This window comes from Streptomyces sp. CLCI03, from assembly GCF_053615355.1.
On record NZ_CM132132.1, the window covers coordinates 1,208,713 to 1,234,916 of the forward strand.

A 26,204-nucleotide genomic window follows, 5' to 3' on the forward strand; every position below is an offset into this window, starting at 1 on the left:
GCGCACCGGAGGGGGTCCGTTGACCCGGGATCTCGTCCTGCACGACTGGCTGGTCGCCGGAATCGCCCTGGCGGCCGGCGCCGCCGCCGGGCTGCTGCTGCGGGCCCTGCTGCGGTGGCTGGGCCGGCACGCCGCGCGGACCCGGTGGCAGGGGGACGACATCATCGTCGACGCCCTGCGCACCATCGCGCCCGGGGCCGCCCTGATCGCCGGGGCGGCCGTGGCCGGCACCACCCTGCCGCTCACCGCGCGCGTCTCCGGGTTCGTGAACCAGTCGCTGACCGCACTGCTCATCCTCATCGCCACGCTGAGCGCGGCGCGGGTCGTCGCGGGCCTCGTCCAGTCCGTGGCGGGGGCGCGCACCGGGGTGGCCGGGTCGGCGACCATCTTCGTCAACATCACGCGGATCGTGGTCCTCGTGATGGGCGTCCTCGTCGCCCTGGAGACCCTGGGCGTGTCCATCGCGCCGCTGGTCACCGCCCTCGGTGTGGGTGGTCTGGCGGTGGCCCTGGCCCTCCAGGACACCCTCGCCAACCTCTTCGCCGGCGTGCACATCCTCGCCTCGAAGACCGTGCAGCCCGGTGACTACATCCGCCTCACGAGCGGCGAGGAGGGCTACGTCGTCGACATCAACTGGCGCAACACCGTGGTCCGCAACCTGTCGAACAACCTGGTCATCATCCCCAACGGGCGTCTCGCACGGACCAACATGACCAACTTCACCCAGCCGGAGGCGCAGTTCTCGATCCTGGTCCAGGTGGGTGTGGGCTACGAGAGCGACCTCGAACACGTCGAGCGGGTGACCCTCGACGTGGTCGGCAAGGTGATGGCGCACGTGGACGGCGCCGACCCGGCGCACGAGGGGGCGGTCCGCTTCCACACGTTCGCGGACTCCCGGATCAACTTCACGGTGATCCTGGGCGTCGGCGAGTTCAGCGACCAGTACCGGATCAAGCACGAGTTCATCAAGCGCCTGCACGAGCGGTTCCGGGCGGAGGGCATCTCGATCCCCGCACCGACGCGTACGGTCGCGCTGCACCAGGACGAGGTCCCGGGCGCGCCGTCACCGCACCCGTCGGCGCCGCCGGTCCCGCACCAGCGCCAGGCGCCGCCGATGCCGGCGGCCGGCGGCCGGTAGCGCGCGGAACCCGTACCCGAGCCCCCGCGCGCATGCCGTCCGTCGTGCGTGCGGGGGCGACGGCCGTATCCGGGTGCGGAATCCGTATGCGGTACGTCAAGACCTCACCAGGGCGGGTGGCTCCTGCTCCCACCGTGGGAAGGCTGCACGTGGCGACAGCCGATCGGCCGGCTGCCCGCGCCACGTCCGGACTGGAGGCAGCACATGCCCGGGTACCGACTCCACGACCGTGCCGCGCTGTTCGGGGCCCTGGTGGTTCCCCTGCTCGTGGCCCTCGCGCTCGTCCCCTTCCGCGCCCACCTCTCACCGGCGAACGAGGCCTTGGTCCTGGTCGTCGCCGTGGTCGCGATCGCCGCCTCGGGCACGCGGACCGCCGCCGCCCTGGCCGCACTCTCCGCGGCGACCTGGTTCGGCCTCCTTCTCCTCTCCCGGCCCTACCGGAGGTTCGCCCTCGCCGACCGGGACGAGATCCAGACGGCCGTCCTGCTGCTGGCCGTCGGGCTGATCGTCGCTCAACTGGCCGTCCGTGCGCGCAGGCTGGAGGCGGTCGTGGTCACCGGGGCCGCGCACCTGTCCAGCCTCCAGGGCACGGCCCGGTTGACCGAGCGCGGCGATTCTCCGGACGCGGTGGTCGAGTTCGTCCGCCAGGAGCTCATCGGCCTGCTGGGGCTGCGTGGTTGCCGCTTCGAGTACGGAACCCTGATCGGCCACCGGCCTCGGCTGGAGCACGACGGCGGCCTGTGGCTGCGCCGCGGCGGCGAGGTCACCGGGTACGCCGACTGGCCGGACGGCGAGACCGAGTTGCGGGTCGTCGGGGGCGGCCACTACTACGGCCGTTTCCTCCTCGACCCGCTCCCCGGCCACCCCCTGCCGCCCGAGGACGCCCGCTCGGTGGCACTCGCCCTGGCGGCACTGGCGGGCGCCGCACTGGACACGGCGGGAGTGTGCCACCGCGGCTGATCCCGCGACATCCCGGCGAGTGCCTCGGGCTCCGAGCCCCGGCTCACGGGGCGTGGCGGTGGACGCGGGCGAGGACCAGGACCGTGTCGTCGGTCGGCGGTTCGGGCAGCAGGCCGGCCAGAATCCGGTCCGCCATGTCCTCCAACGGCTGTCCTTGGGTGCCCAGTTGTGTACGCAGGGCGTCCAGTCCGACCTCGATGTCCCGTCCCCGTGCCTCGATGAGGCCGTCCGTGTACAGGGCGAGCGTCGCGTTCTCGGGCAGTTCGATCTCGGCGGTCCGGAACGGGCAGCCGCCGACGCCCAGCGGGACGCCGAGGACCTCGTCGACGGTCTGCACCGTGCCGTCCGGCCGGAGCACCAGGGGCGGGGGGTGGCCCGCGCTGGCGATACGGGCGCGTCCACTGCGCGGGTCGTAGACGAGGTACACGCAGGTCGCGAGCTCGATACCGGCCTCCTGGGCGCAGGCGTCGAGTTCGGTGAGCAGGTCGGCGGGTTCACCGTCGTGGCGGGCCAGCGCCTTGGTGGTGATGCGGAGGTATCCCATGGCGGCGGCCGCGGACACCCCGTGCCCCATCACGTCGCCCACGACGAGGACGACCCGACCGTCGGGCAGGTTGATCACGTCGTACCAGTCACCGCCGACCTCGGTGATCCTGCTACCGGGTACGTACCGGTGGGCCACGTCCACGTACGGGCTGGCCGCCAGCTCGGTGGGCAGCAGGGCCCGCTGCAGGGTGAGCGCGATGTCCTGGACCCGGCTGTAGAGACGGGCGTTGTCCAGGCAGATCGCGGCGCGCGAGGCGAGTTCGCCGGCCAGGCTGACGTCCTCCTCGGAGAAGGGCGGACGGGCGGCGGACCGGCCGAACATGGCGATGCCCTGGACGGTGCCCCGGGCGATGAGCGGGGCGACGAGGATGCAGGCCACCCCGCTCTCGCCCATGATCTTCGTGCGTGACTCGGTGACGACGGTGCGGGCCAGGAACTCCTCGTCCACCACGGCCGAGATGGCGCGGCCGGTGCTCAGCATGTCGTGGATGACGGAGCCCGGCGGGTAGCGCACCTTCTCGACCCCGCTCACGAGTTCGACGGCCGGAGCGGGCAGGGTCGTCCCGGAGGCGATGCGGCGGGTGAACAGGGGCCGCCCGGGATCAAAGTCCTCGGTCTCGTCCATCCATTCCACGATCTCGACGACGGAGCCGTCGCAGAAGTCGGGCATCGACGCGTCGACGAGTTCCTGGGCGGTGAGGTTGACGTCCAGGGTGGTCCCGATCCGGGTGGAGGCCCCGTCGAGGAGTGCCAGCCTGCGACGGGCGGCGGTGGCTTCCAGGATGGCCCGTTCCCGGTCGGTCACGTCGATCATCAGTCCGCCCACGCCGGCGTGCGTCCCGACGGCCCGGCTCAGCGGGAAGAAACTCACGGACCGGACCTGGTCCCGGTCCGGATGCCCGCGGGGGCGCACGCCGACCAGGGTCCCGACGACGGGCGCTCCGCCCCGGGCGACGGCGCGCACCATGCGCTCGTACTCGCCGCCGTCGGACGTGATCATGATCTCGTCCATACGTCGTCCGAGGTGGGACCGGATCGGCAGGCCGTCCATGTCGGCGAGGGCCTGGTTGAGGTGGAGGTAGCGCAGGTCCTCGTCGACCATGACGAGGCCGATGGGGCAGGTCTCGAAGAGGGCGTCGAGGAAGGCGAGGTTGGTCTTGACCCGGTCGAGTTCGTCGCTGCGGCTCGTCAGGATCATCACCACCGAGGGGCCGGACCCGGTCACGGAGAAGGACCGGAAGCCGCAGTCGAAGGCCGTGCCGTCGCGGTGCCGGGCCGTCAGCCTGCCCCGCCAGTAGCCCTGCGTACGGCCTTGTTCCGTCAGCCGGGCGCACGACGCGGAGGCGCCGTTGGCGGCGTCGGCGAAGAGGAGGGCGCCGGGCCGGGTGAGGACGGCGCCCGGTTCGTACCCGAAGAGGTCGCGGGCGCCGGGCCCCCAGTAGCAGACCCGGTCGTGTTCGTCGATGCCGAGGACGGCCACGGGCACGCGCTCCAGCAGCGACCCCGGCTCGGACCAGATCGGGCCGTGGGTCTCCTCGCCCCCCGGCCGAGCCGATGGCACGAGACGTCCCCTTCCGCACGCCGTTCTCTCCACATCATCATGCGGACACGTCGTGCGGGCACGCCGGGCGCCGCGAGGGGCCCCTCGTCCTCGCACGGCCGACTCCGGGAGGGGTGCTGCCGACACCGGCAAGGCCGATTCGCGTTCTGCCTGGCAGATGCGAGCGTCCGCGGCGTCTTCACCTCTTGGATGATCAACCGTGACGGGATACGGTCGAGCGGCCCGATTCCGTGCCCTGAACCAGGTGCCGCCCCGGGTGCGCCCCTGCTCGACTGGCCGTGGCCACCACCCTCCGGACCGCTTGGCGGCTCTCGCGGTCACGGAGTGACCTGGTCCAGGAAGCCCTCGCGCGCCGACAGCGGTGTTCGGCGCGCGGGGCTTCGCCGACCGCAGCCCGTCGCCCGTCGCCCGTCGCCCGTCGCCCGGACCCGTACCCGGACCCGGACCCGGACCCGTACATCGCGGAGCTGCGACGGCCCGCGTTTCGACACCCCGGCACCTGCCGAGCCCGCCGGACTCCCGGATGATCGAAGTTCCGCCTTCCTTCGATCACGGGAGTCCAGCCCCATGTCCACCATCAGCGTGCGTTCCGTGCGGGACGGCGACTTCGCCCAGTGGCGCGTCCTCTACCGTGGCTACGCCGACTTCTACGGCGTGGAGCAGACCGAGGAGGCGGCCACCACGGTGTGGTCCTGGGTGACCGACCCCGGCCACGAGGTCGACGCCCTGGTGGCCGAGGACACCGAGGGCCGGCTGTTGGGCCTCGCCCACTACCGTCCGTTCGCGCGCCCGCTCTCCGCGACGGTCGGCTGCTTCCTCGACGACCTGTTCGTGGCACCCGAGCATCGCGGCTCGGGCGCCGCCGACCTGCTGCTCGGCGCCCTGCTCGAGCTCGCGGCCGAGCGGGGCTGGAGCGTGGTCCGCTGGATCACCGCGGACGACAACCACCGCGCCCGCGCCAAGTACGACCAGGTCGCCCGGCGCACCATGTGGGTCACCTACGACATGACCCCCTGAGCCCCGACGGTCGGCCGGCCCCGCACGCGTCAGTCCAGTGCGAACCAGGCCGCCCGGGCCTTCTTCCACTCCGCGTGGGTCAGGTCCTTGGCCTCGGTGCCGTCCCCGTACAGGTCCGCGGACCCGCTGTCCGTGATCAGCTGCACCCGGGCGCCCGCAACCGTCAGGTCCGGCACCTCCACGATGGCCTCCCAGCCGCCGGGGTCGGTGGTCGGCAGGTCCGCCCGCTTGACCGGCGCGTGGCCGGGGACGCCGTCCCACTGGTAGAGCGCGTACGGGTCGGAGTTGTCGTCGGCGGCCCAGGAGCCGGCCAGGATCAGGTACTGCCCGGCCGCGTTCTTGCGGATGTCCCGGACGGAGAGGCCGCCGAGGTCCAGCTCGATGCCCGGCCCGAAGGTGGCCTTGACCCCGCTCGCCAGGACCTGCTCGAAGTTGGTGACCGGCACGATCAGGGCCTTGCCACCGGGCACGACCGGCGCGAGCGGGGCCCGGAAGCCCAGGTAGGCGGTGCTGGTCGAGCCCGGGGCGAACTCCAGGCCCTCGACGTTGAACCCGTCGATCTGCTTCGGCGCCTCACCCTCCGCGGTGCCCGCCGCGAAGCCGTACGTGTTCCCGTTGGCCTTGTCCCAGGCCACCAGGTCGTCGCGGAGCTTCTTGTACGAGCGCCCGTAGGTCAGCTGCGCGCTCGCGCCGGAGCCGCTCACCGTGGTGGTGAAGACCGTGTTGCGGGGCGCCTTGTACTCGCCGTCCTTGTTGTTGCCGAGCGAGCCGGTCCAGTAGATGATGTTGCCGATCCGGGTCGCGCCCTCGATGTCCACCTCCTTGCTCACGCCGAGCTGCGAGGAGAAGTCCCAGGTCCGCACCGGTGCGCCCGAGCGGGAGCGGTCGTACAGGCGCAGCACGTTGGACTCGTCGTCGGCCACCACCGCGTACCCGCCGCCCACATCCACGGCGGCCGAGGCGTCCGCGGACCCGGTGAGGTACCGCGCGTCGGCCGGGTTCTGCACGGCGGCCGAGGCCGCGTAGGACAGCGTCTTGGTGGCGGTCTTGCCGCCCAGCCCGGTGACCTTGACGGTGAGGTTGGTGTAGCCGCGGCCACGCGCGGCGACGGCCAGCTGCCGCACCGCCCCGGCACCCGTGAAGGTCACGTCCCCGGTACCGGCGACCGAGGCCTTGCTCGACGCGGACACACTGACGGTGAGCGCGGACGCGTCGGCCCCGCTCTGGCCCACGGTGACGTTCACGACCGGGTCACCGGTCGCGCCGACGGCCCCGGACAGGTAGGAGGCGGACAGCGCGATCGTCGGCGTCCCGTACGTCACGGCCTGCGCGGGCACGGTCAGCGCGGCGACCAGCAGGGCGGCGGCGCCGGCGGTCCCGGCGGCGAAGCGAACGGTCACGGAAGGTCCTCTCGTCTACGGCGTCACGTCGTGACGGCCGTCGAGAAGATTCGGCCACGGTGGACAATTCCCGGTGCACACCACCCGTCCACCCGGAGAACAGCGTTCCGGAAATCCGCCGCGCCCGCCATCCGAGCACCCCCGCGGTCCGAGCGCCCCACCGGCCGAGCGCCCCGCCGGCCGAGCGTGCGTAGGCCGAGCGCGGCGGTCGTCAGGCCGGCAGGTCCATCAGGAGGAGCGGGGCCGTCGTGGGCTGGGCGGAGCCTCCGGTGGGTTCGAGGGTGAGGCCGATCGCGGCGGCGCCGGCCGTGTCGCCGTCGATGAGGACGGTGCCGTCCTGGTGGATGAAACCGGCCGGGCGCATGGTGCCGTCGTGGTCCAGCCAGAGTTGGTAGGTCGTGCCGGCGGCGGGCGCGGGCAGTCCGCCGGCGGTGAAGACGGCCTTGTCGCGCACCGCCGAGGAGACGACGGTGGCGGAGGCTCCGTTGCTGGTGCGGCCGTGGACGGCGCGGGCATCGGGAGCGGCCAGGACCGTCCCGACGTCGTCGAGGCGCTGCTCGATCTGCCGGGCCTGCTGTGCGTAGTGGCGGCTCTCCTGGTGCTGCCAGGCGGCCAGGCCCGCGAACAGGGCCGCGGCGGCCACGCTCGCGGCCACGACGAACCGTCCGACCTTGCGGCGCAGCGCGCCGCGCGGCACGACCGGGGCCACGGCGGTGGAGCCGCGGGGCGGGAGTTGGCGCACGCCGTCGACGGCCGCCAGGGTCCGCCGCTTCATGGAAGGGGGCGGCGGCACGGCCACGGCGGCGGCCAGCCGGGCGGCGGTGGCCTGGAACTCGGCCACTTCCTGGCGGCACTCCTCGCACCGGGAGAGGTGGTCGGTGAACGGCTCGTGCTCGCCGGGGTCCAGGGCGTTCAGCGCGTAGGCGGCGGTGAGGGTGTGGCTGTCGGACCGGTGCTGGTTCATGTGGTCACCCCCATGCAGTCGCGGAGCCGGATCAGCCCGTCGCGCATGCGCGTCTTGACGGTGGGAAGCGGCGTGTGGAGGACTTCGGCGACCTCCCGGTAGGTCAGGCCCTGGTAGTAGGCCATGGTCACGACCTGGCGCTGGAGTTCGGTCAGGCCGCGCAGGCAGCGGCGGACCTGTTCGCTGTCCAGGCGGGTCTCGACCTGTTCGGCGACCTCGTCGAATGCCGTGCGGTGCTCGCGGGCGGCCTGTGCGTGTTCCCGGTCGGAGGATGCCTGGGCGGAGCGGACCCGGTCCACGGCCCGCCGGTGGGCGATGGTCGCGACCCAGGTGGTGACGCTGCCGGAGTCGGGCCGGTAGCGGGCGGCCTGCCGCCACAGGTCGATCATGACCTCTTGGGCGACCTCCTCGGACTGGGCCCGGTCGCGCACGACTTTGATCACGATCCCGAGGACCAGGGGGGCGAGGGCGTCGTACAGGACGGAGAACGCCTCCTTGTCGCCGTGGGCCACCTGCCGCATGACCTGGGCGAGGTCGGTGCGGTCGGCGGGGCCTTCGGCGGGTTCGGGGGCGAAGGGGCTCGGCCGGTTCACGGGGTGGGCTCCGACCGTGGGGACCGGACGCGGGGTCGGCCGGGGGCGTCCGGTCGGGGGCGGGCTGTCCATCGCATGGCGGTCCTTGTCCGGAGAGCAGCGGCCGGACCGCCGCGCGAAAGGCGGTGTCGACCACGGGTCCAGGGGGCGGGGTCTGATGGTTCTTCGTAGCGGAGGCGCGTGCGGATGGGAGGGCGTTCACGCTCCGGACCGGCGCACGGTTCGCTCGTTCGAGGGAACCGGCGGGTCAGGGGTCCCGCCAGGTGATCACGGCGATGACCTGCTTGCCGCGCGGTGAGCGGCTGACGAAGAGGTCCGCGCCGAGCGCCCGGACGATCTGCAGTCCGCGCCCGCGGGTGGCGTCGGGCCCGTGGCCGTCGCCCCGCCGGGGCAGGGAGAGCGAGCCGTCGCTGACGCAGATGCCCGCCCGGCCGCGGTCCAGGCTGATCGTGAGCGCGTACGGGGGCAGGGCGTGCCGGACCGCGTTGGTGGCGAGCTCGGAGGCGATCAGCAGGATGTCGCAGGCGGTCTCCTGCGGGCAGCGCACGGGGTGCAGGGCGAGGGTGCGCGCGGCGCTGCCGCGGGCTTCCCCGGCGGCCCGCGGCCCTGACGGCAGTGGGTGGTGCACGGTCCTCGGCCGCGCGGTGGATGCGATTGCGGTGTCCATGACTGTTCCTCGCTGTGCGAGCGACCCCAAGGGGCCGGGTGGCTACCGAAAGCTGCGGGAGCTGCGGGAGCCGGGAACGGACGGGGTTCCGGGGCGGTGACCCCGGAACCCCTGTGTGCCAGGTCGGCGCTACGGTGCGGCGGAGCTACCACTTGCTGTGGCAGTTCCAGTGGCCGGGTGTCCAGTGCTTCGAGTGGCCTTTGCCCCACCAGCCGTCGTGCCAGTTGCCGTGGTGGTCGCGGTAGCCCTGATGCCAGGTGCCGTGCTTCCCCTTGTATTCCCAATGGCCCTTCACCCAGGTGCACCGCTCGTGGCGGTCCCACCGGTTGTGGCGGTCATGGCGGTCCTGACGGTGATCACGATCACGGTCGCGGTCACCGGTGAGTGTCGAGCTCACCGTGGCGGACGCCGCAGGGGCGGCGTTCGCCGTGCCGGAGAGGCCCAGCAGCGACCCGCCGGCCAGCAGCCCGACGGACGTGGCCCCCACGAGCAGACGCCGCGTGCGCAGCGAACCGGTCATCGCACTCACCTCCTTCCCTTCGTCGGACGGTCGGTTCGACGGCCCCTTCGACCTCAGGAGCCTCATCAGGGATTCGCCGCGAGCGGGGCGAGGGATTGGAAAAACCTCATGTGCGGACAAAAAGGCTCGACCCCGGCGCCGCGCCGTTCGCGGCCGGAGCGGCACCGCCTATGCTGCGGGCGTGCCGACGTACTCCGTGAGCCTCGCCGCCCGACCGCTGCGCGTGAGCCCGGAAACCGTCCGCCGGTGGACGGATACGGGCCGGCTGCCGGCCGACCGTGCTCCGGACGGTTCACGATCCGTCGACGGCGTGGCCCTGGCCGCCTTCGCCCAGGAACGGGCCGCCGGAACGCACCCGTTGCCGCCCGGCCTCGCGCCGACCTCCGTACGGAACTCCTTCGCCGGGATCGTCACCGCCGTACGGCTCGACGAGGTGGCGGCCCGGTTGGAGATCCAGTCGGGGCCGCACCACGTGGTGTCCGTGGTGACCCGGGAGTCGGTCGAGCAGCTCGGCATCGTGGTCGGCTCCACCGTGACGGCCCGGGTGAAGTCCACCGAGGTCCACATCGAAGCACCGTAGGCCCCGTCCCGGCGCCCGCCCCTACCCACGTCCCGGCGCCCGAGGTCATCCGCAGCGCAGCGCCGCGTACAGGTCCAGCTTGTGGTCGAGGCGCGACAGGTCACGGCCCGTCAGGACCTCCACCCGCTCGATCCGGTAGTGCACCGTGTTCACGTGCAGGTGGAGCGCCTCGGCCGTGCGGGCCCAGGAGCAGTTGTTGGCCAGGAAGGCCTCCAGGGTGTCCCGCAGCATCCCGTCGCCGAGCGCCCCCAGGGTCCGCGCCCCGTACACGGATCGCACCTCCGGCGGGATCCCCGCCATCAGCTCCCCGAGGGTGTCCAGGTGCTCGACCCCGCGCACCGGGACCGTCCCGTCGGCCGAGGTGAGCGCGAACCGGGCCTGGGCGAGCGAGGCACGCAGCCCTTCCAGGCCCTCGGCCCGCGCGCCGATGCCCAACCGGAGGTCAGCCTGCGGTTCCCCGCACTGCTGGAGCAGCGGCCACACCGCGCGGAGCGCGCCGGCCGCGTCGGTCTGCGAGGCCGGGTCCTCGTGGAGCACCGCCACCGACCGACCCACCACGTACACGGCGCCCTCCAGGTGGCGCAGGCCCTCCGCGAGGGCGTCGCCCGAGGTCGAGGCCATGACGCGGTACGCCCCTCCGACGGGCAGCCCGGCGCCCGCGAGCGCCTCCTCCAGCGCTCCGGTGTCGGCGGGGGCGGGGGCGGGGCCCGCGAGGGTTCCCTCCAGTACGCCGATCAGCTCCTGCCCGGCCGGCCGCTCCGCCGCGAGCCGGCGGGTCTGCCCGCCTCTGCTCTGGGCGAGCACCTCGGCGATCTCGTGGAGCACCCCCGGGGGCGCCGCGTCCGGGTCGGGCACGTGCAGCTGCCAGGCGTCGTACGGGGAGCTCTCGGTCTCGATGCGCAGCCGGACCCCGCCGCGCGCGGAGGCGGCGGACGCCTGCCGGGCGGACAGCTCGGGGGCGGACGGGGTACGGGCCACCGTGCGGCCGGCGGCGGTGAGCAGGTAGCAGGACACCCGGCCGAGGTGTGCGCACGCCCGGTCCAGGAGTTCGTCCGGGCCCGCCCCCGCCTCGACGAGCCGGCTCAGCTCGCCACGCACGTTCTCGGGGAGGGCGAAGAGCCGGGTCGGGCGGCGGCTCAGGTCGCCCCACTGGCGCAGGTACACGGCCTCGGTGACCGCCCGGAAGCTGGTGCGCGCGGGAACGGCCACGAGCGGCACCCGGTGGCTCCGGCAGGCGTCGACGACCTCGTCGGGGATGCGTCCGTGGGTCTCCTCCCCGGCCATCAGCGCCGTGGCGCCGGCGTCGGCGAGCGCGCCGACGAAACGGTCCGCCTTGGCCACGTCGCCCTCGGCCCACCACACGAGTCCGCTCAGCACGAGTTCCCCGGGCCCCAGGAAGCGGCCGGGCTCCTCCAGGTCGGTGGCGGTGACACCGGCGACCTCCTGGCCGAGAAGGGTTTCCTCGCCCCAGAGCAGGTGGAGGCCGAGGCTGTCGAGCCGGAGCAGGTCGAGGACGTGCATGGCGGGGACTCCTTGCGATGGGCGGGCGCCCACATTCGCGAGGCGAACAGAGGCTTAGCCATCGTGAATGCTAGGTGAAGTGCCCGGTATGCCTCTTGGTTGATCCTCCAGGAGGGATGGCTGCGGGCTCGTCCGATTCCGTGGCCGGGACCAGTCGTTTCGCACCGTCTCCCGTTGCTTCACTGGCTGAAACCCCCTGTCAGGCCGGAAAGGCTGGTGGCGCGAATTGGATCTCAACACGGTGCTCGACGTGCGCGACGCGCGCCGCCGCGAACCCTGGCGTCCCGGTGACGCCTGGCTCGGCGGCGGCACGTACCTCTTCTCCGAGCCCCAGCCGCACATCCGCCGCCTGGTCGACCTCTCCCGCATGGGCTGGCCGCCCCTGTCCTGGCAGCCCGACGGCTCGCTGGACATCGCCGCGACCTGCACGATCACCGAGCTCTCGCGGTTCGCCCGGACCCTGCCGACGACCGCCCCGCTCTTCGAGCAGTGCTGTCGGGCCTTCCTCGCCAGCTTCAAGATCTGGAACATGGCGACCGTCGGCGGGAACCTGTGCAACGGCCTGCCCGCGGGCCCCATGGTCTCCCTCACGGCCGGCCTCGACGGCACGGTCTTCCTCCAGGGCCAGGACGGCGCCACCCGCCGGATGCCCGTCACCGAGTTCGTCCTCGGTGCCGGCGTGAAGAACCTGCGGGAGGGCGAGCTGCTGCGGTCCGTGCGCCTGCCCCCGAACGCGCTGGACTCCCGTACGGCCTTCCGCCAGGCGTCCTTGTACGGACTCGGACGCTCCGGCGCGCTGGTCATCGGCGCGTGCGACCCCGCCGACGGCTCCCTCGCCGTGACGGTGTCCGCCGCCACCATCCGCCCCTTCCGCTTCTGGTTCGCGTTGCCGCCCACGGCCGCCGAACTGCGTGGGGCGATCGTCGCCGCCGTCCGGCCGGACGAGTGGTACGACGACATCCACGGACTGCCCGCATGGCGGCGCCACATGGCCCTGCGCCTGGCCGAGGAGATCCGCCGCGAGCTCACCACCGAGGACCACCGATGACGTACGAGATCGAGATCAACGAGCGGCGTTTCGACACCGAGCCGCGGGCCGGCCGGTGCCTGCGCACCTACCTGCGCGAACGCGGCTGGTTCGGCGTGAAGAAGGGCTGCGACCAGGGCGACTGCGGGGCCTGCACGGTCCACGTCGACGGACAGCCCGTGCACAGCTGTCTCTACCCGGCCGTCCGCGCCGAGGGGCGCCGCGTCACCACGGTGGAGGGTCTGGCCTGCTCCGGCGACGAGCTCCACCCGGCGCAGCGGCAGTTCCTGGACGCCCAGGGCTTCCAGTGCGGCTTCTGCACCGCCGGTTTCCTGATGACCACCGCCGCCCTCCAGGCGGAGGAGGGCACCGTCCACGACGACGGCAAGCTCCAGGACCTGCCGCGCGCCTTCAAGGGGAACATCTGCCGCTGTACGGGCTACCGCGCCATCGAGGACGCGGTGCGCGGGGTCAAGCACACCGAGAGCCCCGAGACCGGGCAGGCCGTGGGCCGGTCCCTGGGCGCCCCGGCCGGGCCGCTCGTCGTCACCGGCACCGCCCGCTACACGTTCGACGTGGAGGTGCCCGGGCTGCTGCACATGAAGCTGCTGCGCTCGCCGCACCCGCACGCGCGGATCGTCGACATCGACATCAGGGACGCCCTTCAGGTCCCGGGGGGTCCACGCGGTCCTCACCCACCACGACTCCCCCGACCGGCTGTACTCGTCGGCCCGCCACGAGCACCCGACCGAGGACCCGATGGACACCCGCGTCCTGGACGACGTGGTCCGCTTCGTCGGCCAGCGCGTGGCCGCCGTCGTCGCCGACAGCGAGCAGGCCGCGGAGGAGGGCTGCCGCCGGGTGGTCGTCACGTACGAGGAACTCCCTTACGTCATCGACCCGGAGGAGGCCATGCTGCCGGGTGCGCCGGTCCTCCACCCCAAGGCCCCGAATCGGGGATCTTCCGCGCCGAGAACAACGTGTGCGGCGAGGTCCACAACACGCTCGGCGACATGGCGAAGGGGTACGCGGAGGCGGACGTCGTCTACGAGGAGACGTATCTGACGCAGCGCGTGCAGCACGCCAGCCTGGAGACCCACGGCAGCGTCGCGTACTTCGAGCCCAAGGAAGAGGGTGACGGCGAGCGCATCACCGTCCGGTCCTCCACCCAGGCGCCGTTCCTGACCCGGCGGGCGCTGTGCGCCCTCTACGACCTGAACGAGGACGAGGTCCGCGTCGTCGCGGGCCGCGTGGGCGGCGGGTTCGGTGGCAAGCAGGAGATGCTCACCGAGGACATCGTCGTCCTCGCCGCCCTGAAGCTGCGCCGGCCGGTGAAACTCGAATTCACCCGGGCCGAGCAGTTCTACGGGGCCACCACCCGCCACCCCTTCAAGATCACCATCAAGATCGGTGCCAAGGCCGACGGCACCCTGACCGCGCTGCGCATCCGCGTGCTCTCCAACACCGGCGCCTACGGGAACCACGGCCCGGCCGGCGCCTTCCGCGGCTACGGCCTGGGCCAGGTGCTCTTCGCCCTCGAATCGGCGATGGACGAACTCGCCCTCCGGCTCGACATGGATCCGCTCGCACTGCGCGAGAAGAACGTCATCGGCGCCGGCGACCACCTGGTGACCCCGATCGGCCACGAGGAGGACCTGTTCATCGCCTCGTACGGGATGAAGCAGTGCATGGACGTGGTGCGCAAGGCCATCGCTGAGGACCGCAGCCACGAGGACGTCCCGGAGGGCTGGCTCACCGGCACGGGATCGGCCGTCGCGATGATCGCGACCGGTCCGCCGGGCGGTCACTTCGCCGATGCCCGGGTGAGCCTGCTGCGGGACGGTACGTACGACATCGCGGTCGGCACGGCGGAGTTCGGCAACGGCACGACCACCGTCCACAAGCAGCTCACGGCCGGCGCCCTGAACACGACGGTGGACCGGATCACGGTCCGCCAGTCGGACACGGACGTGGCCCGTTACGTCAGCGCGGTCACGCACGTGTGGTTCGGCGCCCTGGCGGCGCCGGACCTCTGAGCACGGCCGGGACGGCGCGCACGGTTCAGGCGCCCGCGAGGGAGATCTCGGTCGACTTGATCAGCGCGACGACGGCGGAGCCGGGCACCAGACCCAGCGCCTGGACGCCGTCGGCGGTGACCGCCGCGGTCAGCCCGCCCCCGTTCACGTTGATCTTCACGGCGGCCATGGCCAGCCCGACGGCCACCTCGGACACCGTGCCCGTGATCTGGTTGCGGATGGAGATGTTCTCGACCGGGCCGGTGGCCAGGGCCACCTCGGTGGACTTGACGAGCGCCTTCACCGCGGATCCCGAGGTGATGCCGAGGTCCTTGACGGCTTCGGCGGTGATGGCGGCGGTGATCTCCTGACCACCGTCCAGCCGGACCTTGACCGTCGCCATGGCCTCGCCGACGGTGACGGCGGTGACGGTGCCCGCGAGCTGGTTGCGGATGCTCAGACTCATGGTTCGACCTCTTGCGTAGGCGCCTCGCGCGGTCCGGGAGGGCCGCACGGGACCGACCGTAGGGCCACCCGGTCCGGCCCGCCCCGATCCTCCTCGCGCCCGCGCGCCAGAACCACCCGACCGGTCGGCCCGGTGCTTCACTGGGGAGCATGCCCTTCGACCGCTACGGCGTGCTGGCCGGGACCCTGCACCAACACTTCCGCGACACCCCCGACACGGAGGGCGCCTGGTTCCACGTCAACCTCCGGGTCGACGCCCCGGACGGACGGTACAAGTGCGCCGTCGACGTGGACAGCCACGACTCGGACACCGGCGTGCAGTGGAAGGTCTTCACCGTGGACGCTGCGGCCCTCGGCCCGGTGGCCGCCCTGGCGCCGGGCTTCCACGATCTCGCCCGCACGCCCGGGTCCGGCGCCCTCGACTACATCCGCCATCCGGCCCTGCGCAGGCGCCGGGACCGGCCCGGATGGCTGCCCGGCCCGCTGCGCGAACTCCTCGACCGGCTCGTCAAGTCGTCCCCGCCGTGGACCTCGGGCTCCAATTTCGAAGCGGCCACCGCCTTCGAACCGATCCTCACGGTCGGACGGCGGATCCTGGTCTTCGGCGAACCTTTCGACACCGGGCTGGGCGTACACAACATCCACCAGAACCAGGGCGATCCGTACGGCAGCCCGTGGTGGCCCGAGAACGGCATCTGGCAGGACGGCGCGACCATGACCCGGCGCCCCGACGGCCGTTACGACGTGTTCCTGAACAAGTTCTCCGGCCAGAAGGACCACACGGACGCCGACGGCCACCCCGTCTGAGTCCCGCCCTGTCCGCTCCGGCGGCCCGGCCCGCACGAAATCGGCCCCGGACCGCCGGGAACTTCGGACGCGCCCCGTCCGACTACTCCCCCGTGGGAGGCGGATCCTCGCCTTCCCGCGTGGCGGAGGAGGCATGTGATGGGCGGGCTTGATGTGCGCATGCGGGAGGTCGTGTGCCGGCACGGCCGGGTGGAGGCCGTCTCCGCCGTCGACCTGGAGATCGCCGCCGGTGAGCGCGTGGCCCTGACCGGTACCAACGGCTCGGGCAAGACCACGCTGCTGCGCGCCGTCCTCGGCCTGCACCGCCAGACGACGGGATCGATCCGGGTCGGCGGGCGCGAGGGCCGATCCCCCGCCGAATGGGCCTGGCGGCGCCGGGCCTGTGCCTGGATCCCGCAGAAGCCGGCCGCCGGCCGCTTCCCGCTGCTCGGCGCCGAACTGCTGGCCGCCAGCAACGCACCGGCGGAGGCGGCCGAGGCCGCCGAGCGGCTCGGTGTGGGCGAACTCGTCGGGCGGCCCCTGCACACCCTCTCCGGCGGCCAGCTGCAGCGGATGTACCTCGCCCGCGCGATCGGATGCATCGCGGCGGGAGCCGAGTTGCTCCTGGCGGACGAGCCGACCGCCGCCCTCGACTTCGACGGGCAGTCGGAGGCCGCGGACGTCCTCACCTCCCTACCGGTGACCCTCATCGTGGTGACGCACGACCGGGCGCTCGCCGACCGGTGCGACCGCGTCCTGGAGATGGCCGCGGGCCACCTGCGGGAGGTCCGGTGAACCTGGCCACCGCCGACCTCGGCGAACTGCTCCGACTGCTGCCCGTACAACGGGCCGGAGTGGCGCTGCTGCTGGCCGCGATCGGGCTGCCGGTCATCGGTGTGGTCATCGTCGGGCTCGACATCATGCCGGTGCGGTTCGCGATGATGCACGTGGCCCTGCTGGGCATCGCCGTCGGCCTCCTCACCGGACTCGACCCGATGCTGTGCGCCCTGGTGGCCTGCGCGCTGGCCGGCGCGGGCGTCGCCCCGCTCGCCCGCACCCCGGACGGCCTGTCGGGGGCGATGGGCCTGCTGATGAGCCTGGCCATCGCCGCGGCGCTGCTGCTTCTGGCCGTGTCAGGGGTGAACGCCTCCGGCGCCTTCGCCCTGTTGTGGGGATCGATCCTGTCGGTGGGCTCCGCCGACCTCGTCGTCCTCGGCGTCCTGGCCGTCGTCGTACCGGGCCTGTTCTGGTGGCGGCGGCGCGAGATCGGCCTCCTGCTCTACGACCGCGAGCTCGCCCAGTGTTCCGGCGTACCCGTGCGGGCGCTGACGGCCGCACTGCTGGTCCTGGTCGCCGTCGCGGTCGCCGGGGCGATCAAACTGACCGGCGCCCTGCTCGTCGACGCCCTGACCCTGCTGCCCGCACTCGCCGCCCGCCGCCTGGGCAGCTCACTGAAGTCGATCACCCTCTGGGCGGTCGGCATCGGCGTGGCGGTGAACCTGACGGGGTTCCTGCTGGCCCTGTGGCTGGACTGGCCGCCCGGCCCGGTCCTCGTCCTGACCGCGGGGGCACTGGTCCTCGCGGTGCATTTCATACCCGAACGGAGAATCAGCGCATGGCGCGCACCCGCGTCCGTATCACTTCCCTCCTCGCACTGAGCGCGGCGCTCTTCCTGACCGCCGCCTGCGGGAACGACCCCTCGCCCCAGGACACGAAGTCCGAGGCCGGCCCGCAGCCGCAGGCCAAGAAGCCGGTCGTGGTCGTCACCACCACCTGGGAGGGCGCCTTCGCGAAGGCGGCGGGAGCCGAGGACGTCAAGGTCATCGTGCCGCAGTCCGTCCACCACGCCCCGGACTACGACCCCAAGCCGTCGGACCTCGCCGCCGTGGCCAAGGCCGACTTCGTGCTGTACGCGCCCTTCGAGCCGTACGCCGCGAAGATCAAGGAGGCCGCCGGCTCGAAGGCGAAGCTGGTCGAGGTGAACCTCGACAACGACCCCGACAAGGTCAAGGCCGAGGTCGACAAGCTGGGCGCGCTCTTCGGCACGGCGGACGCGGCCACGCGCTGGAAGGGCGGCTTCGACACCGAGTACGCGAAGTTGAACAAGGAGGTCCAGGCCGGGTGGCCCGGCGGCCGCAGCCCCTCCGTCGTGACCCAGGTCTTCACGGCGTGGTCGGCGAAGCTCGCGGGCGCCACCCCCGTGGGCACCTACGGGCCCGAGGCCGTGACCCCGGCGCAGCTGGCCGAACTCGCGGCGAAGAAGCCGGAACTGGTGCTGGACAACGCGCACATGTCCACCGGCACGGTGCTCCCCGACTCCGGCGCCAAGCAGGTGAAAATCGTCAACTACCCCGGTGAGGACCTGGACCTGCTGACGGTCTACCGAAACGCCGCGACCGAGCTGAAAAAGGCCATGGGCGCTTCGTGATCAGCCGTTGACGAGCGCGCCCGCGGCCCGCGCGAGACCAGACGAGAACCGGCCATTTCCCGGTCCGCCGGTTCGCCGTTCCGCGGGACGCTCGGCCACCATGAACCACGCCGGAGGCCGTGATCATCATCGACCCGAGCCACTGCCTCCGGCCCACGGACCCGCGCTGCCCCGATCCGCCCCGCCCGCTGACGCGCGCCCTTCGGAGGGGAGCGGCGTGCGCTACGACTCCACGGGCAGGTGGCGCGGCGCGCAGCCGATCGGTTCCGGGCGCCGCACTGCCCGCGGGATCTCGGGTCGTCGTGGTGCGTGATCCGAGTGGGGACGGGCCCTGGCGGGAGGAGTTCCCGGGAACGATCGACGGCATGGGCGCGCCGGAGCCCGTCGAGCACCCTCGTGCCCGGGCGGGCGAACTGGCGTACTGGGTCACCTTCGACGAGCCGCCGTACGACGGTGACGGGGACGGCCCGTACCGCAAGGCCTGGATCTGGGACCGGTACCTGCGGCCCGGCACGTGAGGCGGGCTTCGTCCGGCCGGTGGGGGCCCGGCGGCAGGACCCTGCCGCCGCCGGGCCTCGTTCCTCAGCCCGCCTGGGCGAGAGGCGGGGCCGCCGCGCCGGCCTGCGCGAGGCGCTCGCGCAGGGCCGCGCGGTCCGGTTTGCCGGCCGCCGTCAGCGGCAGTTCGGCGATCAGGAGCAGCCGCTCGGGGTGCTTGTACCGTTCGAGCCCGCGCCGGGTGAGGTGTTCGCCGAGCGAGGCGAGGGTGAGGGGCTGCCCGCCGCGCGGCACCACGCAGGCCGCCAACCTCTCCCCCATCAACGGGTCCGGGACGCCGACGCAGGCCACGTCGCGGACCTGTGGGTGCGCGGTGAGTTCGCGTTCCACCTCCGCCGGGCTGATGTTGGCGCCGCCGCGGATGACGATGTCCTTGAGGCGGCCGACGATGTGCAGGACGCTGTCGGAGTCGAGGTAGCCGAGGTCACCGGTGCGGACCCAGCCGTCGGGCGTGCGGTAGCGGGCGTCCAGGTCGGGCGCGCCCACGTAGCACAGCGGGGTCATCGGGCCGCGCGAGATGATCTCGCCGACGGCGCCGTCGGGCAGCGGTTCGTGCGTGTCCGGGTCGGCGATGCGGATCTCGGCGACGCGGGGGTCGGGATGGCCCGCGACGACCCCGGATCCGTCGGTGGGCGGCACCGTGTGGGCGAGCCCGGTGTGGCAGTTGACGCCGTCGGCGGAGCCGTAGAGGTTCACCACGGGGCAGCCGAAGGCCTTGGCCGCGGCGGCCGCGGTGGTCTCGTCGAGCGGCGCGCCGCCGAGGACCAGTGCGGTGGGGGCGGGCAGTTCCTCGTCCGTCCCGTCGAGGTGTTCGAGCATCATGCGGACCATCGTGGGCACGCCGAGGATGTGCGTCGGCCGGTGCGCGCGCACCGATTCGATCGCCGCTTGCGGGGTGAAGTGGTCGAGCAGCACGAGGGTGCCGCCGTGCCGGGCCAGGGTGACGGCGGTGCCGTTGGACCCGAAGGCGGAGGCCAGCGGTACGAGGAACAGGCAGCTCGGCGGGGTGCGGTCCGGGATGAGGGAGGCGAGGAAGTTCCCGCGTCCGCCGGCCAGCGCGTTGTGCGAGTAGGCGATCATCTTCGGTTCGGCCTCGGAGCCCGAGGAGACGAGGATGCGTGCGGCACTGTCGGGGTCGGGCCGGGCGGGGACGAATCCACTGGGGTCGGAACGCAGCAGCGCCGACAGGTGAATCGTTCCTTCGGGCGCGACCGGCCCCGCCGCGATGACGTGGCGCAGTGTCGGGAGCGCCCCGGCGAGCGTGCTCAGGTCCGCCGCGTGTCGGAACTCCCGGTGCTCGGTGGCCGCGATGACGGCGACGGCCTCGGCGCGGCGCAGCAGGCACTCGGCTTCGAGGACGCCCCGGCCCACCGGGAACGGGAGCGCGACCGCGCCGAGCGCGGCGAGCGCCAGATCGGCGATGACGGCGAAGCGGTTGTTGGGGAGTTGCACGCCGACCACGTCGCCCGGGCCGATCCCGAGTTCCCGCAAGCCGGTGGCCAGACATCGGACCTTGCGGTCCAGCGCGGTGTAGCAGAGCTTGCCCTTGGAATCGAGGACGGCCGTGCGGTGCAGGTCGGCGATCTGTCGGGCCCGGAAGAGGCTGTAGAGGTCGAGGTCGGGGCAGGTCCCGTCGACCACCCAGGACCGGCGGAGTTCGGCGGGCAGCAGGTCGTGCAGGACGAGCCTGTCGGCGGTCATACGAAGCTCCAGGGGTCGGGGACGACGGGTGCGCCGTGCGCGTCGCGGCTGATCGAGCCGGTGAAGCGCGGATCGTGGTGCAGGTCGGACAGCTCGGTGGTGACCGCGGTCGCGCTCAGTCCGTGCTCGCGCAGCCGGGCCAGGGCCTCGGTCGTGGACAGGCCGCCCAGGTCGTGGAGGGCGACGGCGTGGGCGTCGGCGTCGGCCGCCGCGAGCAGGCCGTCCGCCGTCGGCACCGGGTGCCGGAATCCGGCCGGCCGCCGGGGGTTCTCGCCACGGGCCGCCCGGCGCAGGGCGGGGGCGGTCAGGGTGTCGGCGGCGCCGAGCAGCGAGGAGTCCACGCGTACGCCGTGGCCGGTGCGTTCGCGCAGCAGCAGCCCGGCGAGGACGGCCTCGGCGCCGAGCAGTCCGCCCAGTACGTCGAGCAGGGTCATCAGCGAGGGCGCCGGGGCCTCGCCCTCGGGGCGGACGGCCTCGCCGACGCCCGTACGGGCCTGGACCATGAAGTCGGTGCCCATGGGGGCGTCCTGGATCCGGTCGGCCCAGCCGCTGGTGTACGCGTAGACGAGCGCGGGATTGGCCCGTGCGAGGTCCGCGCAGTCGAGGCCGAGCTCGGCGGCCTTGCCCGGTGCCCAGTTGTGCAGGAAGACGTCGGCCCCGGCAACCAGTTCCCGCAGCCGCCGACGGTCGCCCTCCCGCTTGATGTCGATCTCGACGGCCCGCTTGCTCCGGTTGAGGGCGAGCCAACGCGCCGAGATTCCGGAGCAGGCTGGGGGCATGCCGCGCAGCGGGTCACCGCCCGGCGGTTCGATCCGGATCACGTCGGCGCCGAGGAGCCCGAGCAGATGCGCGGCGAGCGGTGCCTGGATGCGGCGGCCGGCCTCCAGCACGGTCAACCCGGCCAGCGGCCCGCCGGAATGTGCCGCGCCGGGCAGCCGGTGCGACCGGGCGGTGAGACGTCCGGGGGCCGACGGGGCCAGGGACCAGGGGGCGGCGCCGTCGTGTTCCGCCGCCCGTTCGGCGAGCGGGCGCAGGGCGCACACCTCGGTGCCGTAGGCGGCCGCGGCCCGGCGGATCCGTTCCCAGGAGTGGGACCGGGCCGTGAGGTGGAGGGCCGCCGGGAAGGGGGCGCAGGCGGTGGCGTAGCGGAACTGGAAGGGCCGCCAGCCCGCCCGCAGGGCGTCCGCGGGCGCCTCCAGTGCCTTCCAGAAGGCCGCCCAGGCTCCCGGGTCGAGCGTCTCCAGTTCGAAGAGGACACCGTCCGACGAGGTGAACGGCGGTCCTCCGGGAGCGAGTTCGGCGGCCTCGCCCTCGTCGGCCCCGGCGGCGGCGAGGTACTGGGAGACCGCGAGCAGGCCCGCCCGGTCGGCACCGGTGGTGACCGCGCGGGCGGCGCCGCCGCGGGCCTGGCCCACGAGGGCCGCGAGCAGCCCTTGCACGGCCAGGACCCCGGTGGCGGTGGCCGCGTAGTCGACGGCGAGGCCGCGCGGGCCGCCGTCGCGCCGGCCGTGCACGGCCATGATGCCGGTGGCGGCCTGCACCGTGGCCTCGTCGGTGAGCCCGCTCGCCGGATCCGCCCAGGTGGCGGTCGCGTGCGCCGGGTCGAAACCGCCGCCCGTGAGCGTGGTGCCGCCGGTGGGCGGGCCATCGGTGCCGGCGGCGATGCCGGTGGACGCGCCGTCCTGGGCGGGGCGGTCCGTCCGTGCGCCGAGCAGCCTCAGGTGGTCGGCGATGACGCTCGTGATCTGCGGGGGCCCCGAGGTGTCGAAGCGCAGTGTGTCGAGCGGCCGGACCGTCTGCGTGGTTGCTGGTGACGCCATGCCTCTCCTCTCCTGGCGCGGCGGTGGCCTGCGCCCGGGTCTTGCCGAATGTGGGGAACCCGGGAGCGTCCGCGCCCGACCAGTTCCACGGACAGGGAGTCGGTCGGCCGTTCCCGCGAGTTCCCGGGAATGAGGAGGAAAGAAGTGACGGATCCAGGCACGGACCACGGCGCGGACGCACAACGGACCGCTGGAGCAGCGGAGATGAGAGGACGCGTCGACCGGTTCGTCCGCTCCCGGGTGATCCCCCGGGAGGCGCTGCTGGACGGCGGCGGGCCCGCCGCGGCCGAGGCCTTGGCCGAACTGCGCGGCCAGGCGCGGGAGGAGGGCCTGTGGGCGCTGCCGCTCCCGGAGGAACTGGGCGGCGGCGGGCTCGGGTTCCGCGCGTACGCCGAACTGGCCGAGGTGGAGGGGGCCAGTGACCACGGTCCGGCCGCGCTGGGCTCCGCCCCGCTGCTCGACGTGACGATGCTGGCGCGGCACGGGGGGACCACGGTCCGCGAGGCGTACCTGAAGCGGCTGGTCGCCGGGGACATACGGACCTGTTACGCCATGACCGAGCCGGACGTCCCCGGCACCGATCCCTTCCGGACCGCCACCCGGGCGGAGCGCGGGCCGGACGGCGGTTGGGTGGTCACCGGCCGCAAGTGGTTCACCTCGGGCGTAGCGGGCGCCGACCTGGTCACGGTCATGGCCCGCACCGGCGGGGGCTCCGGCGATCGCGAGGGGCTGTCGCTGCTGCTCGTGCCCACGGCGTCGGCCGGCTTCCGCGTCGTACGTGAACTGCCCGTCCTCGGTACGGGCGGCCAGTACGAGATCGCGCTCGACCGGGTGCGGATCCCGGCCGACCATCTCCTCGGCGAGCCCGGGGACGCGCTCGCCATCGCCGGCGAGCGGCTGCAGCTCGGCCGTACGCTGCGCTGCCTGCGCTGGCTCGGCCAGGCCCGGCGTGCCTTCGACCTCATGTGCGAGCGGGCCGCCACCCGCCACGGGTCCCGTGGACCGCTCGCCGACCAGCAACTGGTCCAAAGTCACGTCTTCGACGCCCTGCTCGCCCTGCGCACCACCCGCCCCTTGGTGCACGAGGCGGTGGCGTTGATCGACGCCGGGCGGGACGCGCGCACGGAGGTGGGGCTCGCCAAGGTCGCCGCCGCGCGCATGCTCCAGCAGGTCGTGGACTCCGCCATCCAGGTCCACGGCGCCGCCGGGCTCGGCCCGGACACCCCGTTGCCCGGACTCTTCCGGACGGGCCGGGCCGCCCGCGTCCTCGACGGCCCGGACGAGCTGCACATCACCTCGGTGGCCCGCCGGGTCCTGCGCGGATACGGGCGGGACAGCAGTGACAGAGGTAGCGGCAGCGACAGGGGCACCGGCACCGGCCCTGAGTGAGCCCCTACACGCGGGTGATGTCGACGATCCCGTGCACGGCGGCGAGGCCGAGCGCCAGGAAGAAGTCGCCCCAGACGAGCTCGTGCCGCACGGCCAACCCCTTCCCGGCGTCGTAGCAGCCGTCGAGCAGCATCCCGGTCGGTCGCCCGGAGCCCGGTCCGGTGACGTGGTCCTCCGTGAGCCGGCGGAGGATCGCCTCGGCCCGGTACGCGTACCCGGCCGCCCGGGGACCGGGCACCCGGGCGAGTTTCAGCAGGGCGACGGCGGTGATCGCGGCGGCCGAGGTGTCGAGCGGCCCGTCCGGACGGCCGGCGTCGGCCGCCGGGACCGGGCCACCGCCCGGGAACTCATCTCCTGCAAAGCCGAGTTGGGTCACCAGTCGCTCCGCCGCCTCGCCGAGGCGGGCGGCCGGGCCGGGTAGGGCCAGGTCCGGGCGCAGCAGGGCGTCGGCCACCGCCAGGAGCAACCAGGCGCGGCCCCGGCTCCAGCCCGGCGGCGGGTCCGGGCAGGGCTGCCAGCCCGCGACCGCGTCGAAGGTCAGGGCCGGAATCAGCCCCCCGGGGTTCGCGCCGAGGCAGAGGTCGAGGTGGCGGGAGAGGTGGGCCGCGGCGGCGCCCTGCCCTCCGGCTCCGGCTCCGGCCAGCAGGGGTACGGTCCCCGGCACGCCGTCCACGCGGGCGAGCAGACGGGGCCCGCCGAGCGCGTCCCCCCAGGGCACCAGCCCGAGTTCGCGGTCGTAGGCCGACAGCATCGCTCGGGCGCCGAGGCCCTGGAGCTCGGCGGCCTCGGCGTCGTCCCCGGCCGGAGCGGTCCCGTACCAGAGGACCAGGCCACGGGTGGCGGTGTCGGCGCCCACCCACGGTGCGAGCCGGGCCGTGCACGCGGCGGCGGCGCGCCGGTCGGCGGCGTCGCCGGTGTATCGGGCCCGCAGCCACAGCAGCCCGGCCCAGAACCCGCCGGTCCACGAACCGCGGCCGGTGGTCGCCCACCGGCCGTCGGCCGGCTCGGCGTACAGCGGGAAGCGCGGGCCGACCGCCTCGGCGGTCACCGCCACCCGTGCCATCACGGCGTCGAAGGCCGGGCCGAGCCCGGCGCCGTCCGCGCTCACGCCCCGCCCTCCCGTCGGTCCCGTACGGCCCACAGGACCGCGACGGCCGCCGCCGCCGCGAACTCCGCCGCGACCAGCAGCCAGCCCGACCCGTACCGGCCGCTCTGCGCGAGCAGGCCGAAGAGGGGCGGGCCCACCGCGAATCCGCCGAAGAACCCGGCCGCGACCAGCGCCGAGTCCTGTCCGGCGCGGCCGGGGGCGGCCCGCTGCATGACCAGCACCATGGAGACGGCGTTGCCGGAGACGGCGAAGACGCCGACGGCGATCGCGCCGATCCACACCAGCGGGCCGACCAGCAGGGCGGCCGCCAGCAGGACCGCCGCGCCCAGCGCCCCGCAGGCCAGCCATCCCGGGAGCCACTCGGCCCGCCCGGGACGGGCCGCCTTCGACCATCCGACCCGGCCCACGATCCCCGCCACACCGAGTACGGCGACCAGGGCGGCCGCCGCCGTCGGGCCCATGCCCAGGCGCTGTGCTCCGAAGAGGGCGAGGTAGGTGTTGACCGAGGCGATGCCGGCGCCGAGGAACAGCGAGAACACCGCCAGCCAGGCCACCATCCCGCGCGGGACGAGAGCCGTACGGGGCCCTGCGGGCGGCGGGGCGGGGTCGGCGGGCAGGACGCGCAGCGCCCACAGCCCGGCGAGCAGTGCGGCGCCGGCGCCGGTCCAGACGGCGGCCCGCCAGCCGATGCCGCCCGCGAGCAGGGCGAGCGGCAGTCCGGCCGCGAAGGCGCCGAGCTGGACCCCGGACTGCTTGAGCCCGGTCACCGCGCCCCGCCGGGCGGGCGGAACGGCCCGCAGCACGGCCTTGTTGGTGGCCGGGTTGGCCAGCGCCTGGGGTACGCCGCCCAGGGCGACGGCGCCGAGCAGCAGACCGGCGCCGGGTGCGGAGCCGATCAGGCAGAGGGCCGCGGCGGAGAGGATCAGCAGGGCCACCAGGGAGCGTCGCGGTCCGATCCGGTCGACGATCCGGCCGCCGGCCGGGGACAGGACGGCAGCGGTCCCGAAGCCGATCGTGGTCGTCAGCCCCAGTACGGCCGGGGACACTCCGAGTTCGGTGACCAGGCGCGGTCCCAACGCACCGAGGAGGAACAGCTGCAGCATCGAGAACGCCATGGCGCAGGTGAGCAGCGCGGTCAACTGCCGCCCGGCGCCCGCGTCCTGCTCCGTCGGGGGTGCCGTCGCCTCGCTCGCCGTCGTCCCCTTCGGCGTTGCTCTCTCCGGCCGCCGCGCCGCCCCTTCCGCCGCCACGAAGTCTCCCCTCCCAGGACGTTGAACTCTTCGACCGAGCGGGTAGGCAGTCGGATGGAGCGGCGGGCAGGTTCCCTCACTCCGTTGTGCCCTGCACCACACGAGGCGGGCGACCCGGCCCTGACAGGCCGGGACGCGGGAACTTGTCCGGAAGTGCGCACCCTGATGTGCGGCTCGGGAGGCCGGTGCGAGG

The 26,204-nt window shown here is 73.6% G+C and carries 23 protein-coding genes and 1 pseudogene; 12 read left to right on the top strand and 12 right to left on the bottom strand.

The window, feature by feature from the left end:
• Positions 1-19: 19 nt before the first annotated feature.
• Both ACWG52_RS05535 and ACWG52_RS05540 read left to right on the top strand, forming a co-directional pair.
• Entirely contained in the window at positions 20-1,138 is a 1,119-nt protein-coding gene (locus ACWG52_RS05535) for a mechanosensitive ion channel family protein (RefSeq protein WP_389810320.1), read from the top strand.
• A gap of 204 nt (positions 1,139-1,342) precedes the next feature.
• Positions 1,343-2,098: a DUF4118 domain-containing protein gene (locus ACWG52_RS05540; protein WP_389810323.1), complete on the top strand. Its 756-nt coding sequence runs from the start codon at positions 1,343-1,345 to the stop codon at positions 2,096-2,098.
• A 43-nt stretch (positions 2,099-2,141) separates the two neighbouring features.
• On the opposite strand, the gene ACWG52_RS05545 is transcribed toward ACWG52_RS05540, so the two are convergent.
• The gene (locus tag ACWG52_RS05545; RefSeq protein ID WP_389810326.1) at positions 2,142-4,205 is read right to left on the bottom strand and encodes a SpoIIE family protein phosphatase; all 2,064 of its coding nucleotides are present in this window, start codon (positions 4,203-4,205) and stop codon (positions 2,142-2,144) included.
• Positions 4,206-4,772: 567 nt separating this feature from the next.
• On the opposite strand from ACWG52_RS05545, the gene ACWG52_RS05550 reads away from it, so the two are divergent.
• Positions 4,773-5,222, top strand: a complete 450-nt coding sequence (locus tag ACWG52_RS05550; protein ID WP_390167623.1) for a GNAT family N-acetyltransferase — start codon at positions 4,773-4,775, stop codon at positions 5,220-5,222.
• A 29-nt stretch (positions 5,223-5,251) separates the two neighbouring features.
• Here ACWG52_RS05550 and ACWG52_RS05555 read toward each other — a convergent pair whose 3' ends face one another.
• The 5 genes from ACWG52_RS05555 to ACWG52_RS05575 all read right to left on the bottom strand — a co-directional run bounded on the left by ACWG52_RS05555 (position 5,252) and on the right by ACWG52_RS05575 (position 9,366).
• A complete protein-coding gene (locus ACWG52_RS05555; protein ID WP_390167621.1) occupies positions 5,252-6,622 on the bottom strand; it encodes a hypothetical protein in 1,371 nt (456 codons plus the stop codon).
• A 211-nt stretch (positions 6,623-6,833) separates the two neighbouring features.
• Positions 6,834-7,586 (bottom strand): anti-sigma factor, encoded by a 753-nt coding sequence (locus ACWG52_RS05560; RefSeq protein WP_389810335.1) that lies wholly within the window; start codon positions 7,584-7,586, stop codon positions 6,834-6,836.
• Positions 7,583-8,251: an ECF RNA polymerase sigma factor SigK gene (sigK, locus tag ACWG52_RS05565; protein WP_161292389.1), complete on the bottom strand. Its 669-nt coding sequence runs from the start codon at positions 8,249-8,251 to the stop codon at positions 7,583-7,585. The genes ACWG52_RS05560 and sigK overlap by 4 nt, the downstream gene beginning before the upstream one ends.
• A 175-nt stretch (positions 8,252-8,426) precedes the next feature.
• A complete protein-coding gene (locus ACWG52_RS05570) occupies positions 8,427-8,846 on the bottom strand; it encodes an ATP-binding protein (protein WP_453128010.1) in 420 nt (139 codons plus the stop codon).
• Positions 8,847-8,991: 145 nt separating this feature from the next.
• Positions 8,992-9,366 (bottom strand): hypothetical protein, encoded by a 375-nt coding sequence (locus ACWG52_RS05575; RefSeq protein WP_389810339.1) that lies wholly within the window; start codon positions 9,364-9,366, stop codon positions 8,992-8,994.
• A 181-nt stretch (positions 9,367-9,547) separates the two neighbouring features.
• Here ACWG52_RS05575 and ACWG52_RS05580 point away from each other — a divergent pair, with 181 nt between their 5' ends.
• Complete coding sequence (locus ACWG52_RS05580; protein WP_389810342.1) at positions 9,548-9,946, top strand: TOBE domain-containing protein; 399 nt, start codon at positions 9,548-9,550, stop codon at positions 9,944-9,946.
• A gap of 45 nt (positions 9,947-9,991) precedes the next feature.
• Here ACWG52_RS05580 and ACWG52_RS05585 read toward each other — a convergent pair whose 3' ends face one another.
• On the bottom strand, positions 9,992-11,467 hold the full coding sequence (locus ACWG52_RS05585) for a PucR family transcriptional regulator (protein ID WP_389810345.1): 1,476 nt from the start codon (positions 11,465-11,467) through the stop codon (positions 9,992-9,994).
• A gap of 226 nt (positions 11,468-11,693) precedes the next feature.
• Between ACWG52_RS05585 and ACWG52_RS05590 the strand changes: the two genes are divergently transcribed.
• Together ACWG52_RS05590 and ACWG52_RS05595 are read left to right on the top strand one after the other, a co-directional pair.
• Positions 11,694-12,515 carry an FAD binding domain-containing protein gene (locus ACWG52_RS05590; RefSeq protein ID WP_390167619.1) on the top strand — a complete coding sequence of 274 codons (822 nt, stop codon included), beginning with the start codon at positions 11,694-11,696 and terminating at the stop codon, positions 12,513-12,515.
• Positions 12,512-14,476 (top strand): annotated as a pseudogene (locus tag ACWG52_RS05595) (molybdopterin-dependent oxidoreductase); the annotation flags it as partial. The gene ACWG52_RS05590 and the pseudogene ACWG52_RS05595, both read left to right, overlap by 4 nt.
• Before the next feature lie 79 nt (positions 14,477-14,555).
• Here ACWG52_RS05595 and ACWG52_RS05600 read toward each other — a convergent pair.
• Positions 14,556-14,975: a TOBE domain-containing protein gene (locus ACWG52_RS05600; protein ID WP_389810351.1), complete on the bottom strand. Its 420-nt coding sequence runs from the start codon at positions 14,973-14,975 to the stop codon at positions 14,556-14,558.
• A 149-nt stretch (positions 14,976-15,124) separates the two neighbouring features.
• Here ACWG52_RS05600 and ACWG52_RS05605 point away from each other — a divergent pair, with 149 nt between their 5' ends.
• The 5 genes from ACWG52_RS05605 to ACWG52_RS05625 all read left to right on the top strand — a co-directional run bounded on the left by ACWG52_RS05605 (position 15,125) and on the right by ACWG52_RS05625 (position 18,706).
• Positions 15,125-15,781: a DUF2278 family protein gene (locus ACWG52_RS05605; protein ID WP_389810354.1), complete on the top strand. Its 657-nt coding sequence runs from the start codon at positions 15,125-15,127 to the stop codon at positions 15,779-15,781.
• A 138-nt stretch (positions 15,782-15,919) separates the two neighbouring features.
• Positions 15,920-16,555, top strand: coding sequence for an ATP-binding cassette domain-containing protein (locus ACWG52_RS05610; protein ID WP_390136686.1), 636 nt, complete (start codon positions 15,920-15,922; stop codon positions 16,553-16,555).
• Positions 16,552-17,418 carry a metal ABC transporter permease gene (locus ACWG52_RS05615; RefSeq protein WP_390167617.1) on the top strand — a complete coding sequence of 289 codons (867 nt, stop codon included), beginning with the start codon at positions 16,552-16,554 and terminating at the stop codon, positions 17,416-17,418. The genes ACWG52_RS05610 and ACWG52_RS05615 overlap by 4 nt, the downstream gene beginning before the upstream one ends.
• Complete coding sequence (locus ACWG52_RS05620) at positions 17,376-18,188, top strand: metal ABC transporter solute-binding protein, Zn/Mn family (RefSeq protein ID WP_389810362.1); 813 nt, start codon at positions 17,376-17,378, stop codon at positions 18,186-18,188. Before ACWG52_RS05615 ends, ACWG52_RS05620 begins: the two co-directional genes overlap by 43 nt.
• Positions 18,189-18,493: 305 nt before the next feature.
• Positions 18,494-18,706, top strand: a complete 213-nt coding sequence (locus tag ACWG52_RS05625; RefSeq protein ID WP_389810365.1) for a ferrous iron transport protein A — start codon at positions 18,494-18,496, stop codon at positions 18,704-18,706.
• 64 nt (positions 18,707-18,770) lie between these two features.
• Here the strand turns inward: ACWG52_RS05625 and ACWG52_RS05630 are convergent, their stop codons facing one another.
• Both ACWG52_RS05630 and ACWG52_RS05635 read right to left on the bottom strand, forming a co-directional pair.
• The gene (locus ACWG52_RS05630; RefSeq protein WP_453128017.1) at positions 18,771-20,444 is read right to left on the bottom strand and encodes a class I adenylate-forming enzyme family protein; all 1,674 of its coding nucleotides are present in this window, start codon (positions 20,442-20,444) and stop codon (positions 18,771-18,773) included.
• Positions 20,441-22,264 carry a CoA transferase gene (locus ACWG52_RS05635; RefSeq protein ID WP_453128019.1) on the bottom strand — a complete coding sequence of 608 codons (1,824 nt, stop codon included), beginning with the start codon at positions 22,262-22,264 and terminating at the stop codon, positions 20,441-20,443. Before ACWG52_RS05635 ends, ACWG52_RS05630 begins: the two co-directional genes overlap by 4 nt.
• A 204-nt stretch (positions 22,265-22,468) precedes the next feature.
• Here ACWG52_RS05635 and ACWG52_RS05640 point away from each other — a divergent pair, with 204 nt between their 5' ends.
• Positions 22,469-23,653, top strand: a complete 1,185-nt coding sequence (locus tag ACWG52_RS05640) for an acyl-CoA dehydrogenase family protein (protein ID WP_390136695.1) — start codon at positions 22,469-22,471, stop codon at positions 23,651-23,653.
• 4 nt (positions 23,654-23,657) lie between these two features.
• Here the strand turns inward: ACWG52_RS05640 and ACWG52_RS05645 are convergent, their stop codons facing one another.
• On the bottom strand, positions 23,658-24,761 hold the full coding sequence (locus ACWG52_RS05645) for a sugar ABC transporter permease (protein WP_453128021.1): 1,104 nt from the start codon (positions 24,759-24,761) through the stop codon (positions 23,658-23,660).
• Positions 24,758-25,876, bottom strand: coding sequence for an MFS transporter (locus ACWG52_RS05650; protein ID WP_453129040.1), 1,119 nt, complete (start codon positions 25,874-25,876; stop codon positions 24,758-24,760). The genes ACWG52_RS05645 and ACWG52_RS05650 overlap by 4 nt, the downstream gene beginning before the upstream one ends.
• Positions 25,877-26,204: the final 328 nt, after the last annotated feature.